Genomic DNA, 14,310 nt, shown 5'->3' with positions numbered 1-14,310 from the left:
GGTTTTCTGTGTACAAAAAAGGAGACCGGGTGACCGGTCTCCTTTTTTATTGCCGGTTAACAAGGCGAAGTCCGGTATTAAACATACAGATAAGAGGAAAAGATAATGGGTATTGCCGTTCTGTTTACAGTAATTATGCTTGCATTACTGTTGATTCTGTTTTGTGTAGCTGCTATCCAATACCGGACGAATAAAGCTGATATTTGTTTTCTGATCCTGCTGCTCTCCGGCACAGGATCAGTTGCTGTATTGGGTTATTTATTATATGTACTTCATCTGGCACGGATTTTTTAGGTATCTTGTTCCGGGTTTATTACGTGTATCCGTACTTACAAATAACTGACCAGCATGCCGAGAAACAGAATAAACCCGACATAGTTATTATTCATAAAGGCCTGAAAACATGGGTCGCGTTCACGGTCAGCCATCAGGCGCTGCTGATAGACAAATAATGCGCCGGCCAGCAGCAGGGACCAGTAGAAGATCCCGGACAGATTCACCATCAGCCCTATCCATAACAGCATCAGAATCATCACCAGCTGCAATATGCCGATAATCATCTTATCAAAGCGCCCGAACAGGATAGCCGTGGATTTCACACCGATTTTCAGGTCATCATTGCGATCCACCATCGCGTACTGGGTATCATAAATCACAGACCAGACAATATTGACCGCAAACAACAGCCAGCACTCTGCCGGCAACGATTCACTGACCGCTGCAAACGCCATCGGAATCGACCAGCCGAAGGCCGCCCCGAGCACCACCTGCGGCAGATGGCTGACCCGCTTCACAAACGGATACACCCAGGCCAGCGCCAGCCCGGCGACTGACAGCCAGATAGTCATCGTATTGAGCGTCAGCACCAGTCCGAATGACACCAGCACCAGTACGGCAAACAGAATTTTGGCTTCTTTTTCCGTGACATCGCCGCACGGCAGCGGCCGGTTTTTGGTGCGTTCCACCGAGCCGTCAAATTTCCGGTCCGCGAAATCATTAATCACACAACCAGCAGCACGCATGCTGAACACACCAATGGTAAAGATGATCAGAATATGCCAGTCCGGGATCCCCCGGGCCGCTATCCATAACGCCCAGTAGGTCGGCCAGAGCAGTAACAGTGAGCCAATCGGGCGGTCTGTCCGCATCAGACGGCTGTATGCCTGCCACTTGCTGCGTACCATGCTTCGTTCCACGTTATTCTTCTCCGAGATATTCACTTATGCGGGGTATGCCGGAGAGGCCGGCAGAAAAACTTCAGTCAGCAGCAGCGGTTTACCGGCCAGGCACAGCCGCGAACAGCGGGCCCAGTGCGTTTCTGACAGCCCGAAGCGGATATAATCCCGCGTCAGACAACCGCTGGTAAAGAGATAGCGCCCGAGCGGCACATTTCCCATTTTCAGTAACTGCTGCTCTTCCCCTGTCAGCGTCTCCTCCGGCACCACTGTCCGGCCGGTCAGCCAGGGAACCCCGTCACCATATAACACCACCTCCCGTAACCAGTAGCGTGCACTGCCGGGCAGATGCATCTGCTCTTCTTCAGTCAGCGCTTCACGGGAGATATATTTTTCACAATACGGTTTCACCGTCACTTCATTGCAGTGCTGTTCAAAGCGCCGCGTCATTGACCCTAATTCTGATAACCAGTCCAGCACCCCGGCGGGGATCGTTTCCGCATTATCAAACCAGCGGATGGGGGGTGTTATCACTGTTTGTGTCATGAATGAATCCGGTTATCAGGGGCATAATAGGTGTTCTGATACACTTTAACAAAACCCGGCGGGAAATGAGCGCGTTACTGAAAATTTTTTGCTAAAAATAAAGCCGCCCTGCATTGCGCAGAGCGGCTTTGTTTATAAAATGCGCGGTTAAAGCGAAATCAGCACTGACGCCAGTTTTTAAACCGGTTAATCAGGCCGTTGGTTGAGCTGTCGTGGCTCTCAACCGGCTTGTCATCCGCCAGTTCCGGCAGAATCCGGTTTGCCAGCTGTTTGCCCAGTTCGACACCCCACTGATCAAACGTATAGATATTCATAATCACGCCCTGAACAAAAATCTTATGCTCATACATGGCGATCAGAGCCCCGAGGCTGTACGGGGTAATGGATTTCAGCAGGATCGAGTTTGTCGGGCGGTTGCCCTCAAAAACTTTAAACGGTGCGACATAATCCATTTCTGCCGGATTTTTGCCCTGTGCGGCAAATTCCGCATCCACCTGTCCGCGGGTTTTGCCGAAGGCCAGTGCTTCGGTCTGCGCAAAAAAATTCGACAGCAGTTTGCTGTGGTGATCCCCCAGCGGATTATGGCTCTGTGCCGGTGCGATAAAATCACACGGGATCAGTTTGGTGCCCTGATGGATCAGCTGATAAAACGCATGCTGCCCGTTGGTGCCCGGCTCACCCCAGATAACCGGCCCGGTCTGATGAGAAACCACCTTACCGTTACGATCCACATATTTCCCGTTGGACTCCATATTACCCTGCTGGAAATAAGCCGCAAAGCGGTGCATATACTGATCGTACGGCAGAATCGCCTCGGTTTCCGCACCGAAGAAATTGTTGTACCACAGGCCAATCAGCGCCAGCAGCACCGGAATATTCTGTGAGAATTCAGTTTCAGTGAAATGCTTATCCATGGCATACGCACCATTGAGCAGCTGCGTGAAATTGTCATAACCGACAGAGAGCACGATAGACAGACCAATCGCCGACCACAGGGAATAGCGCCCGCCGACCCAATCCCAGAACTCAAACATATTGGCGGTATCAATACCGAACTCTGCCACCGCATCCGCATTGGTGGACAGCGCGACAAAGTGTTTCGCCACATGCGCCGGGTCTTTGGCCGCCGCCAGGAACCAGTCACGCGCGGAATGGGCGTTGGTCATGGTTTCCTGAGTGGTAAAGGTTTTGGAAGCGATCAGGAACAGCGTGGTTTCCGGATCCAGCTCTTTCAGGGTTTCAGCGATATGGGTGCCGTCAACATTAGAGACAAAATGCATGCCCAGATGATTTTTATACGGGCGCAGTGCTTCTGTCACCATATAAGGACCGAGATCAGAGCCGCCGATACCGATATTCACCACGTCGGTAATCGTCTTACCGGTATAACCTTTCCACTCCCCGCTGATGATCCGCTCACTGAACACACGCATTTTTTCCAGCACGGCGCGAACCGCCGGCATGACATCCTGTCCGTCAGTCATCACCGGGGTATTGTCACGGTGGCGCAGCGCAGTGTGCAGAACCGCACGATCTTCTGTCCGGTTAATCTTCTCACCGGAAAACATACTGCGGACAGCCCCGCGCACATCACACTCTTCCGCCAGTGCCAGCAGCTTATCAAGGGTTTCCTGTGTGATACGGTTTTTGGAATAATCCACCAGCATGTCTTCGCCGAACGTGGCAGAAAAACGGCTGAACCGGTCGTTATCCTGCGCAAATAAGTCGCGGAGATGCACAGTTTTCATTGTGTCGTAATGCTGTTCCAGCGCCTTCCAGGCCGCAGTATCAGTGGGGTTAATATTTTTCATTGCAGCTCTCTTTTCATTGAAAACCAAAACTGAATCGTGTCAACAAAGTGTACTCTGTCCTGACGATAAAGGTGTTATGCATCTGTCATTCCGTGATATTGCTCAAAAAACAGAAACAAAACCAGCACCCGGGCGGAATATCGCAAAAAACGATAATTTGCCTGTCATTATGAAAGATATTGATTATCCGTTAATCAATATTGACTCATTCCGGCAATCCCTATAATTCTATCAGTGTAACACAGCTCACATTTTTCACTTTACGGGATAAGGAATTCATTATGGCGTCAGCATCTTCCGCGCCTGCTCAGCAGGTTATTGCAAAATTCGGTGGTACCAGTGTGGCGAATTACGACGCCATGCAGAAAAGTGCCGGGGTCGTTCTGCAGACCCCCGGTGTGGCACTGGTGGTGTTATCCGCTTCCGCCGGGATCACCAATGCATTAATCGAATTAGCTCAGGGATGCCCGCGCGCACAACGTGAAAAATGTCTGAAACAGATTCGTGACACACAATATGAAATTCTGTCCCGTCTGCCGGAAAACGCAGTGGTACAAAATGAGATTGACCGTCTGCTGGGCAATATCACCACCTTGTCGGATGCCGCCGCACTGGCAACCTCCAGCGCTCTGGTGGATGAGATTGTCAGTCATGGTGAGATTATGTCGACGCTGCTGTTTACCGAAGTACTGCGGGAACAGGGGGCACAGGCGCAATGGTTTGATGTCCGTGAGGTCATGCAGACAGATGACTGTTTCGGCCGGGCAGAGCCGGATACCGTGGTGCTGCGCACGCGCTGTGATCAGCTGCTTGCCCCGCGTCTGTCACAGGGCACGGTAATCACCCAGGGATTTATCGGCCGCGAAGCCGCAGGACGTACCACCACACTCGGACGCGGCGGCAGTGATTACACGGCGGCACTGCTGGCGGAGGCGCTCGGCTGTCAGCGTGTCGATATCTGGACAGATGTGCCGGGGATCTACACCACAGACCCGCGCATTGTGCCGGATGCCTATCCGATTGATCATATTACCTTTGATGAAGCGGCGGAAATGGCAAACTTCGGGGCAAAAATCCTGCATCCGGCTACTTTGCTGCCCGCCGTACGCAGCGGGATCCCGGTGTTTGTCGGCTCCAGCAAAGAGAGCGGCGCGGGCGGCACACTGGTGTGCGACAATGACCCGAATCCGCCGCTGTTCCGCGCCCTGACATTACGCCGCCAGCAGACCCTGCTGACGCTGCACAGCCTGAAAATGCTGCATGCACGCGGCTTTCTGGCGGAAATCTTCACTATTCTTTCCCGCCATAATATTTCCGTGGATGTGATTACCACGTCAGAAGTCAGCATCGCCCTGACACTGGATACCGTCGGCTCAACACACACTAACGGAACACTGCTCAGTGACGAGCTGACCGCCGAGTTGTCTGCACTGTGCCGTATTGAAGTGGAGCAGAATCTGGCGCTGGTCGCGGTTATCGGTAATGAACTGACCCGGGCACACGGGCTGGGTAAAACCATTTTCAGTGCCCTTGAGCCGTTTAACATCCGCATGATCAGTTATGGTGCAAGCGGACACAACATGTGCCTGCTGGTACCTGGCAATGATGCCGAAGAGATCATCCGTGCTCTTCACCGCGATCTGTTCTGATTATTCAGATAAAAAAACGCCTGATGCGATCAGCATCAGGCGATCAATTCATATCAGGTGTTATCTTTGCATAAAAAACGACTGAATCATCAGCAAACCTGATAACCGCCGTGTTCTGCCGCGAATAAATTAAACTCACGCCAGCCTCTCAGGGCATATTCCAGTGTTTTGTGGCTGATTTTGCACAGTGATGCGATGTTACTGACCACCATATTGTTATCTTCCAGCATGTGGTCAGTCAGAACACCGGCAATAAGCAGACATTCTTCCGGCATTATCCGCCAGGCATCCTGTGTGGCAAATTTATGGACTGGCACATACCCTTCTTTCGGGCTGCGCCGGCTCAGCAGTGCCAGCTCATCGGCTCTCGCCTGTTTAAAGGCAGCGATTTCATCCTGTGACGGTACGGGTTCCGGCAGTTGCTGCTGATATAAGAAGTGATAAACCTCTGACGCCCGGGCGGGAGTCAGCTCGCTTTTCAGCCAGATACGGTTAAAGCAGTCATCATCCAGCACATCATCAGTATCCAGGATATCCGAGATCTGCATGATATTCAGTGCAGCATTGAGGATGCTTTCATCCAGTTCATAATAATGGGGCTGATCTGCTTTCGGCAGCGAATACGCGGGCAGGCACCCGGCAGGTAAAGCGTCCTGAATATAGAAACGGTACATTGTCTCATCACTCCCTTTTATGGCTGAATCTGATATGCCCGGTCACGGCTGTTGCAGCCATAGTACGGGATAATTGCTTATCTATAAATGGGGATGAAAAAAACAATGACAAGAGCAGGCTGTCACATTGCGTGATAATTGCGAAGAAAGGAGAAAGGATCCCGGCCGGTTATCCTGTTTTATATCAGACTATGGTGTGGTGCCCGGCGGCGCAACGGCAGGAAATGCTGCTTCACAACGCACCGGAATCAATATCTCCAACTCCATATTGGCCCTTTTATCAGATAACGGTTTATCAGCGCGGGTACAATGGAACTTAACATGTTTCACCACACTTTCTGATGAAAGGCACGATTCAGAACAAGCCGGTAAAGGCTTTATACTGAAACAAATATGACCTTCTTTTTCCACAACTTTAGTCTTGTTAATCATCGCGCAGGGTAAATCAGTCTCAGCCCGGCAGTTACCGGCAAATACGCTGCATAAGACAAAAGTGGCGGATATCATTAACGGCCTGAAAACGGGAAGTGTCATACCACCTCCCCGGTCCTGCCGTCAGCGATAATAAATACTGAGCTCATACGATTCTCCTTCTGTTCTGATAATGTCATACGGTGATACTGCATGACTCACTATACGCAGAACAGTACCCGGCAGTTAATGCAAACCGGGACAGGAGGCTGACACACGGTAATACTCAGTCTTCCGGATCATACCCCAGGTTCGGGGCAAGCCAGCGCTCAAGCGCTTTCACCGGCATATCTTTCCGGGCGGCATAATCCTCAATCTGATCCCGCTGGATCTGAGCCACCGCAAAATAGCGGCTCTGCGGATGACTGAAATACCAGCCGGATACCGATGCCCCCGGCCACATAGCATAAGATTCCGTCAGCCGCATACCGGTATGGCTTTCAACATCCAGCAGTTCCCAGATTTTGCTTTTCTCCGTATGTTCCGGACAGGCCGGATAGCCGGGTGCGGGGCGGATCCCCTGATAGTTTTCACGGATCAGCGAATCATTATTCAGGTTTTCATCCGGACTGTAGCCCCAGATAGTTTTACGCACCTGTTCATGAAGATACTCCGCAAACCCTTCCGCCAGCCGGTCAGCGAGGGCTTTCACCATGATTTTATTGTAATCATCGTGTGCCTCATCAAACTGAGCAGCCAGTGTATCCTCCTCAAGCCCGCCGGTGACGGCAAAGGCTCCGAGGTAATCCGGAATCCCCGGCGGCGCGACAAAATCCGCCAGGCAGGCATTCGGGAAATCATCTTTCTTCTGTGTCTGCTGGCGCAGATGACAGCTGTATAACAGAATTTCTTCGCGGGATTCATCACGGTAAACCGCGATATCATCGCCGATCCGGTTAGCCGGAAAGATCCCCGCCACACCCCGCGGGGTCAGTACGCCGGTTCTGTCCAGCTCATCGAGCATCGCGTTTGCCTCTTTAAACAGGCGGCGGGCTTCTTCACCGACGACATCATCTTCCAGAATACGCGGGTATTTTCCGGCCAGCGACCAGGTCATAAAGAAAGGTGTCCAGTCAATATAACGTCGCAGTACCGAAATCGGTGCAGTGACGGTTTTCACACCGGTAAATGCCGGGCACGGCGGCGTATAATTATCCCAATCCGCCGCAAAGGCATTTGCCCGCGCCTGTGCGAGTGTCACCGGTGCTGAGCGCGGCTGACGGCGGGCATACTGGTCGCGGACAACCTCGTATTCTTTGCGGGTACGGGCAACAAATTCATCCCGCTGTTTATCTGACAATAGTGCCGCCACGACCCCGACCGTCCGCGAGGCATTCTGTACATAGGTCACCGGGCCGCTGTAATTCGGCTCAATTTTCACCGCCGTATGGGCTTTGGATGTGGTGGCACCGCCGATCAGCAGCGGCAGGGAAAATCCCTGACGTTCCATCTCTTTGGCCACATGCACCATTTCATCCAGTGACGGCGTGATAAGCCCGGACAGCCCGATAATATCCACTTTTTCCTCAATGGCTGTGCGGAGAATTGTTTCACAGGGCACCATCACCCCGAGGTCGATAATTTCATAGTTATTACACTGCAATACCACACCGACAATATTCTTGCCGATATCATGCACATCGCCTTTGACTGTCGCCAGCAGGACTTTTCCGGCACTGGAACCGCTGGTTTTCGCCGCCTGAATATAAGGTTCCAGATAGGCCACCGCCTGTTTCATTACCCGGGCAGATTTCACCACCTGCGGCAGAAACATTTTGCCCTCACTGAACAGATCACCGACCACATTCATGCCGTTCATCAGCGGACCTTCGATCACTTCAATCGGGCTGTCAGCCCGCAGACGGGCGGCTTCAGTATCCTCAACAATAAATTCGGTGATCCCTTTCACCAGCGCGTATTCAAGGCGTTTTTCCACATCCCATCCGCGCCATTCCGCGAGCTGCGGCTGATCATTTTCCCCTTTGCTGCCGCGATATTCTTCTGCCAGCGCCAGCAGCCGGTCTGTGGCATCCTCCCGGCGGTTCAGAATCACATCTTCCACCGCATCACGCAGTGCAGATGGTAAATCATCATAAATAGCCAGTTGCCCGGCATTTACAATCCCCATATCCATGCCGTTACGGATGGCGTAATAGAGGAAAACCGCGTGAATCGCTTCCCGTACCGGATCATTTCCGCGGAACGAGAAAGAGACGTTGGAGACCCCGCCGGAGATCAGCGCATGGGGCAGTGTCGCTTTGATATCCTTACAGGCTTCAATAAAATCAACCGCATAGTTGTTATGTTCAGGAATACCGGTTGCCACCGCAAAAATATTCGGGTCAAAAATAATATCTTCCGGCGGAAATCCCACCTGTTCGGTCAGAATGCGGTAAGCCCGCTGACAGATTTCTGTCTTGCGCTGCCGGGTATCCGCCTGGCCGGTTTCATCAAAGGCCATCACAATCACGGCAGCGCCGTAACGCAGCACTTTTTTGGCGTGATCGATAAAGGCTTCTTCTCCCTCTTTCAGGGAAATCGAGTTCACAATGCCTTTACCCTGGATACATTTCAGCCCGGCCTCGATCACCTCCCATTTTGAAGAGTCGATCATAATCGGCACGCGGGCAATATCCGGCTCACCGGAAATCATATTCAGAAAACGCACCATGGCGGCCTGTGAATCCAGCATGCCCTCATCCATGTTGATATCAATGATCTGTGCACCGTTCTCCACCTGATTACGGGCCACATCCAGTGCTTCCTGGTAATTACCTTCTTTAATCAGCCGCTTAAACCGTGCGGAACCGGTGATATTGGTTCTCTCCCCCACATTGACGAACAGGGAGTTTTCGTCGATGGTCAGTGGCTCCAGCCCCGCCAGACGGCAGGCCACGGGGCGATCAGGAATAACACGCGGCGGAATATCTGCCACCGCCTGTGCAATAGCACGGATATGGTCAGGCGTGGTACCACAGCAGCCACCGACAATATTCAGCAGACCAGACTGTGCCCACTCACTGATATAACCCGCCATATTGGCGGCATCCAGGTCATAACCCCCGAACGCATTCGGCAGACCGGCATTCGGGTGAGTACTGACATAGCAATCCGCGATACGGGACAGCTCTGCCACATACTGGCGCAGTTCAGCGGGTCCCAGCGCACAGTTCAGCCCGAAAGAGATCGGGCGGATGTGCCGCATGGAGTTATAAAAGGCTTCCGTTGTCTGGCCGGTCAGTGTCCGGCCGGAAGCATCCGTGATAGTACCGGAAAGCATCACCGGCAATTTAATCCCCAGTGCCTCAAATTCAGTTTCAACGGCATAGATCGCCGCCTTGGCATTCAGGGTATCGAAGATTGTTTCGATCATAATAATGTCAGCGCCGCCGCGGATCAGTGCCCGTACAGAGCTGCGGTAAGCCTCAACCAGTGCGTCATAGGAGACATTGCGGTAAGCCGGATCATTCACATCGGGGGAGATGGATGCCGTCCGGTTGGTCGGCCCCAGAATCCCGGCCACATAACGGGGTTTCTCCGGCGTTTTGCGTGTCCACTCATCAGCACATTCCCGGGCCAGTTTTGCTGCGGCCTCATTGATTTCATCAGACAGTGATTCCATCTGATAATCTGCCATGGAAATAACCGTGGAGTTAAAGCTGTTGGTTTCAATAATATCCGCACCGGCTTCCAGATAAGCATGGTGAATTTCACGGATAATATCCGGCTGTGTAATGGATAACAGATCGTTATTTCCCTTCAGATCGACCGGCCAGTCAGCGAAACGCTCACCGCGGTATTCCTTTTCGTTCAGTGCATAGCGCTGGATCATTGTTCCCATCGCACCATCAAGAATCAGGATCCGTTGATTAAGCGTTTTTTTTAATACACTGATTTTATTATCCATTTATCTGACTCCGCTCTGCAATGCCCGTTTAAATAGCCGTCTGAACGTCTATACTACCACAACTTTCCCTGAGTGCATTATCGTGCAACCTGAGCGTTTTTCATGTTGCGGTGATCCGCAGAGGTACTCAACCCTCTATTTCTGATTCTTCGATCCGCGCCGAAAGCTTTCTCGTTTCAGCTAAATTTGAGGTGGATCATATTCAGGAAAGAGAATTGCTCATAAAAGTTGCAATCCGTTGCTGATCTGTGCCAATGTTACCGGTAACAAATGAGTTTATGATACTGCAACAGGCAGATAATCAGCACGGAGCCATGACTATGACACATTCTGCGTACCCGCCGGTTCATCCGCGACTTTCAGACATTACCGCCCGCATTACGGCGCGTTCCCGTGTATCCCGTGCCCGGTATCTGGAAAAAATCAGCGCCGCACGCAGTAAAACGGTTCATCGCGCCCAGCTTGCCTGCGGTAACCTGGCACACGGCTTTGCCGCCTGCCAGCCGGATGAGAAACAACAGTTACGCAATATGGCGCATAACGATATTGCGATTATTACGGCTTACAATGATATGTTGTCGGCACATAAGCCGTATGAATTTCATCCGGAACAAATCAAAGCAGCACTGCACAGCGTGGGTGCCATCGGCCAGGTTGCCGGCGGAGTTCCCGCCATGTGTGACGGCGTGACCCAGGGGCAGGATGGTATGGAGCTGTCCCTGCTGAGTCGTGATGTGATTGCAATGTCTGCCGCTGTCGGGCTTTCCCACAATATGTTTGATGGCGCACTTTACCTCGGGATCTGCGATAAAATCGTCCCGGGGATGATGATGGCGGCACTCTCTTTCGGGCATCTGCCGTCAGTATTTATTCCGGCGGGTCCCATGACCAGCGGTCTGCCGAATAAAGAAAAAGTGCATGTCCGTCAGTTATTTGCTGAAGGAAAAGTCGATCGCAGGGCACTGCTGGATGCAGAAGCGGCCTCATATCATTCCGCCGGAACCTGTACTTTTTACGGCACCGCCAATTCCAATCAGATGGTGATGGAAATCATGGGCTTACATCTGCCGGGCGCGTCCTTTATTCATCCTGATACCCCGCTGCGCGCCGCACTGACAGATGCCGCCGCCCGTCAGGTTGTCCGCTTTACCGAAAACAGCGGCAATTATCTGCCGATCGGGCAACTGGTGGATGAAAAAGTCATCGTTAACGGTATCGTTGGTTTGCTGGCAACCGGCGGCTCCACCAATCTGACCATGCACCTTATCGCGATGGCCGCTGCGGCCGGGATCATCATCAACTGGGATGATTTTTCTGAGCTGTCGGACATTATCCCGCTGCTCAGCCGGATCTACCCGAATGGCCCGGCAGATATCAACCAGTTCCATGCCGCAGGCGGGTTACAGCTGATTATCCGTGAGCTGCTCAGCCTGGGACTGCTGCATGAGGATGTACATACCGTTGCCGGTTTTGGCTTATCCCGTTATACACAGGAGCCGTGGCTGGATAACGGTGAACTGAAATGGCGGGAGGGCGCACTCAGCACGCTTGATGACAGTGTGATTGCATCCGGAAATACACCGTTTTCGTCTCACGGCGGTACTAAAGTGCTGGCCGGGAACCTCGGACGGGCGGTGATGAAAACCTCGGCAGTGCCTGCCGATAACCAGATTATTGAAGCACCGGCCATCGTGTTTAACAGCCAGCATGATATTGTGCCCGCGTTTGAAGCCGGAAAACTGAACAAAGATTGTATTGTGGTAGTACGTTTCCAGGGGCCGCAGGCCAACGGAATGCCGGAACTGCACAAACTGATGCCGCCGCTGGGCGTGCTGATGGATAAAGGTTACCGGGTGGCCCTGGTAACAGACGGGCGTTTGTCAGGCGCATCCGGCAAAGTACCTTCCGCTATTCACGTTACCCCGGAAGCGTATACCGGCGGGCTGCTGACCAAAGTTCGTGACGGCGATATGATCCGGGTGAACGGGCAGACCGGTGAGCTGACACTGCTTGTTGATGAGGCGGTTCTGGCAGCACGTGAAAGTGTCATCCCTGACCTCAGCGCAGAGCGTGACGGCTCCGGCCGTGAATTATTCAGTGCATTACGCACGCAACTCTCGGGCGCGGAAGAAGGCGCCTGCTGTATTCGTTTTTATAAAAGTGAGAATGACGATGAATGATCAGATGTTAAGTGCGCAATCCGTTTTAAACGCAGGACCGGTTGTGCCTGTCATTGTTATCCGTGAGCTGCATCAGGCAGTACCACTGGCCCGTGCACTGGTCGCAGGCGGGATCCGCGTTCTGGAAGTCACACTGCGTACAGCGTGTGCCATTGATGCTATCCGCGCCATTGCGGAAGAAGTGCCGGAAGCGATTGTCGGTGCAGGTACTGTCATTAATCCGGAGCAACTGAAAGCCGTCACTGATGCCGGTGCACAGTTTGCTATCAGTCCCGGCCTGACAGAATCTCTGTTACAGGCAGCCGGTCAGGGTTCTATTCCGCTGATCCCCGGGATCGCCACCGTTTCCGAGCTGATGGCCGGTATGGCTTACGGACTGAAAAATTTTAAATTCTTCCCGGCTGAAGCAAATGGCGGGGTGAAAGCGCTGAAAGCGATTTCCGGCCCCTTCCCGGATATCCGTTTCTGCCCGACCGGCGGGATCTCCCTGAATAACTACCGGGATTATCTCGCGCTCAGCAGTGTGACCTGTGTCGGCGGTTCATGGCTGGTGCCGGAAGATGCACTGCGTGACGGAGATTATGACCGTATTACCGCACTGGCGGCACAAGCCGTTGCCGGTGCCGGTGCATAAAGACATCGTAAATTAAGTCTGCCTTTTGCCACCGTTTGCGGTGGCTTTTTTTTATCAGTCTGCTGTCGGATTCATCACACTCAGATCGAACGGTGTTATCTGATAAACACAATAATTCAGCCAGTTAGCATAAAGCAGATGGCCATGTCCGCGCCAGCTGGATACCGGTGTTTTTGACGGGTCATTATCCGGAAAATAGTTCACCGGGATAGCAGGCGCCAACCCGGCATCCGAGTCACGCTGATATTCCCCTGCCAGAGTATCGGCATCATACTCTGCATGGCCGGTCACATAGACCTGACGTTTGTCTTTACTGGCAAACAGATAGGCACCGGCTTCTTCAGAAGCAGCCAGGATATCAAGATCGGTATTTTCGCGGATCATCGCTTCAGGGAATGCCGCATAGCGGGAGTGAGGCGCGGAAAACTGCCCGTCGAATCCTCTGGTCAGCAACGCATGCGGCATCAGTGTGGTGTGAGTATACACCCCGGAGATCTTTTCCGGCAATGTCTGTTTCGGGATATTGTAAAGTGTGTTCAGCCCCGCCTGTACTGCCCAGCAGACAAAAAGTGTTGATGTAACATGTGTCTGTGACCAGCGGATAATTTCATCCAGTTCCGGCCAGTAATCCACATCCTGAAATTCAACCAGACCGAGCGGTGCACCGGTGATCACCAGACCATCAAAATTTTGTTCTTTTATGTCGTCAAAGTCACAATAAAAGGCATCCAGATGCGCCTTGGGTGTGTTCTTTGATTCATGGTGACTGATACGCAGTAACTGAATATCAACCTGGAGCGGTGTATTGGAGAGCAAACGCAAAAATTGCAGTTCTGTTTCAATCTTCTTGGGCATCAGATTTAAAAACAGCACTTTCAGCGGCCGTATATCCTGAAATTGTGCCCGTGATGATGTCATCACAAAGATATTTTCATCACGTAAATCGGTGACAGCAGGAAGTTCATCAGGGATACGGATTGGCATAGCGGCGGGCTCTCCTTGTTATTTTAGACATCCGGACATCCAAAACTAACGAAAAAGAGAGGTTCTGTCGAGGGAAAAACGGCAAGGTGAATTTATTTCATACAAAAAACAAAACCCCGATAGTTTCCTATCGGGGTTAATGTTTGTTGGCGGAACGGACGGGACTCGAACCCGCGACCCCCTGCGTGACAGGCAGGTATTCTAACCAACTGAACTACCGCTCCGCGTATCTCTGTGTGACTGATGCAACTCTGCACCCTCACTTAATAATAACCTGGC

The 14,310-nt window shown here is 52.2% G+C and carries 11 protein-coding genes and 1 tRNA gene; 4 read left to right on the top strand and 8 right to left on the bottom strand.

Features of this window, described 5'->3' with window-relative positions; all coding sequences use genetic code 11:
- Positions 1-105: 105 nt before the first annotated feature.
- The gene (locus U868_RS0122545) at positions 106-294 is read left to right on the top strand and encodes a hypothetical protein (protein ID WP_025155257.1); all 189 of its coding nucleotides are present in this window, start codon (positions 106-108) and stop codon (positions 292-294) included.
- Between the two features lie 35 nt (positions 295-329).
- On the opposite strand, the gene ubiA is transcribed toward U868_RS0122545, so the two are convergent.
- From ubiA to pgi, 3 genes are all read right to left on the bottom strand, one after another.
- Entirely contained in the window at positions 330-1,184 is an 855-nt protein-coding gene (gene ubiA / locus U868_RS0122540) for a 4-hydroxybenzoate octaprenyltransferase (protein ID WP_025155256.1), read from the bottom strand.
- Between the two features lie 36 nt (positions 1,185-1,220).
- Complete coding sequence (gene ubiC, locus U868_RS0122535) at positions 1,221-1,721, bottom strand: chorismate lyase (protein WP_024475151.1); 501 nt, start codon at positions 1,719-1,721, stop codon at positions 1,221-1,223.
- Between the two features lie 158 nt (positions 1,722-1,879).
- Complete coding sequence (gene pgi / locus U868_RS0122530; RefSeq protein WP_025155255.1) at positions 1,880-3,532, bottom strand: glucose-6-phosphate isomerase; 1,653 nt, start codon at positions 3,530-3,532, stop codon at positions 1,880-1,882.
- A 281-nt stretch (positions 3,533-3,813) separates the two neighbouring features.
- On the opposite strand from pgi, the gene lysC reads away from it, so the two are divergent.
- The gene (gene lysC, locus U868_RS0122520; protein WP_025155254.1) at positions 3,814-5,181 is read left to right on the top strand and encodes a lysine-sensitive aspartokinase 3; all 1,368 of its coding nucleotides are present in this window, start codon (positions 3,814-3,816) and stop codon (positions 5,179-5,181) included.
- Between the two features lie 89 nt (positions 5,182-5,270).
- On the opposite strand, the gene U868_RS0122515 is transcribed toward lysC, so the two are convergent.
- The 3 genes from U868_RS0122515 to metH all read right to left on the bottom strand — a co-directional run bounded on the left by U868_RS0122515 (position 5,271) and on the right by metH (position 10,233).
- Positions 5,271-5,855 carry a hypothetical protein gene (locus U868_RS0122515; protein WP_025155253.1) on the bottom strand — a complete coding sequence of 195 codons (585 nt, stop codon included), beginning with the start codon at positions 5,853-5,855 and terminating at the stop codon, positions 5,271-5,273.
- A gap of 189 nt (positions 5,856-6,044) precedes the next feature.
- Entirely contained in the window at positions 6,045-6,389 is a 345-nt protein-coding gene (locus U868_RS0122510) for a hypothetical protein (protein ID WP_162817289.1), read from the bottom strand.
- A 163-nt stretch (positions 6,390-6,552) separates the two neighbouring features.
- On the bottom strand, positions 6,553-10,233 hold the full coding sequence (gene metH, locus U868_RS0122505) for a methionine synthase (RefSeq protein ID WP_025155251.1): 3,681 nt from the start codon (positions 10,231-10,233) through the stop codon (positions 6,553-6,555).
- A gap of 314 nt (positions 10,234-10,547) precedes the next feature.
- Between metH and edd the strand changes: the two genes are divergently transcribed.
- Both edd and U868_RS0122495 read left to right on the top strand, forming a co-directional pair.
- Entirely contained in the window at positions 10,548-12,413 is a 1,866-nt protein-coding gene (edd, locus tag U868_RS0122500) for a phosphogluconate dehydratase (protein ID WP_051583106.1), read from the top strand.
- Positions 12,406-13,047: a bifunctional 4-hydroxy-2-oxoglutarate aldolase/2-dehydro-3-deoxy-phosphogluconate aldolase gene (locus tag U868_RS0122495; protein WP_025155249.1), complete on the top strand. Its 642-nt coding sequence runs from the start codon at positions 12,406-12,408 to the stop codon at positions 13,045-13,047. Before edd ends, U868_RS0122495 begins: the two co-directional genes overlap by 8 nt.
- A 54-nt stretch (positions 13,048-13,101) precedes the next feature.
- Here U868_RS0122495 and metA read toward each other — a convergent pair whose 3' ends face one another.
- Together metA and U868_RS0122485 are read right to left on the bottom strand one after the other, a co-directional pair.
- The gene (gene metA / locus U868_RS0122490) at positions 13,102-14,031 is read right to left on the bottom strand and encodes a homoserine O-acetyltransferase MetA (RefSeq protein WP_025155248.1); all 930 of its coding nucleotides are present in this window, start codon (positions 14,029-14,031) and stop codon (positions 13,102-13,104) included.
- A gap of 147 nt (positions 14,032-14,178) precedes the next feature.
- A tRNA-Asp gene (locus U868_RS0122485) sits at positions 14,179-14,255 on the bottom strand.
- Between the last annotated feature and the right edge of the window lie 55 nt (positions 14,256-14,310).

It is taken from the genome of Morganella morganii H1r, assembly GCF_000633515.1.
Taxonomy (GTDB): domain Bacteria; phylum Pseudomonadota; class Gammaproteobacteria; order Enterobacterales; family Enterobacteriaceae; genus Morganella; species Morganella morganii_B.
The sequence above is the reverse complement of the archived record's forward strand: the minus strand, read 5'-3'. Positions and strand labels throughout refer to the sequence as shown.

What these genes read in the sequence shown, in the direction of transcription:
- edd (WP_051583106.1), top strand. Translation starts at nt 10,548, where the DNA reads ATGACTATGACACATTCTGCGTACCCGCCGGTTCATCCGCGACTTTCA.
- ubiA (WP_025155256.1), bottom strand. Translation starts at nt 1,184, where the DNA reads ATGGTACGCAGCAAGTGGCAGGCATACAGCCGTCTGATGCGGACAGAC.
- metA (WP_025155248.1), bottom strand. Translation starts at nt 14,031, where the DNA reads ATGCCAATCCGTATCCCTGATGAACTTCCTGCTGTCACCGATTTACGT.
- lysC (WP_025155254.1), top strand. Translation starts at nt 3,814, where the DNA reads ATGGCGTCAGCATCTTCCGCGCCTGCTCAGCAGGTTATTGCAAAATTC.
- ubiC (WP_024475151.1), bottom strand. Translation starts at nt 1,721, where the DNA reads ATGACACAAACAGTGATAACACCCCCCATCCGCTGGTTTGATAATGCG.
- U868_RS0122510 (WP_162817289.1), bottom strand. Translation starts at nt 6,389, where the DNA reads ATGACACTTCCCGTTTTCAGGCCGTTAATGATATCCGCCACTTTTGTC.
- U868_RS0122495 (WP_025155249.1), top strand. Translation starts at nt 12,406, where the DNA reads ATGAATGATCAGATGTTAAGTGCGCAATCCGTTTTAAACGCAGGACCG.
- pgi (WP_025155255.1), bottom strand. Translation starts at nt 3,532, where the DNA reads ATGAAAAATATTAACCCCACTGATACTGCGGCCTGGAAGGCGCTGGAA.
- U868_RS0122545 (WP_025155257.1), top strand. Translation starts at nt 106, where the DNA reads ATGGGTATTGCCGTTCTGTTTACAGTAATTATGCTTGCATTACTGTTG.
- U868_RS0122515 (WP_025155253.1), bottom strand. Translation starts at nt 5,855, where the DNA reads ATGTACCGTTTCTATATTCAGGACGCTTTACCTGCCGGGTGCCTGCCC.
- metH (WP_025155251.1), bottom strand. Translation starts at nt 10,233, where the DNA reads ATGGATAATAAAATCAGTGTATTAAAAAAAACGCTTAATCAACGGATC.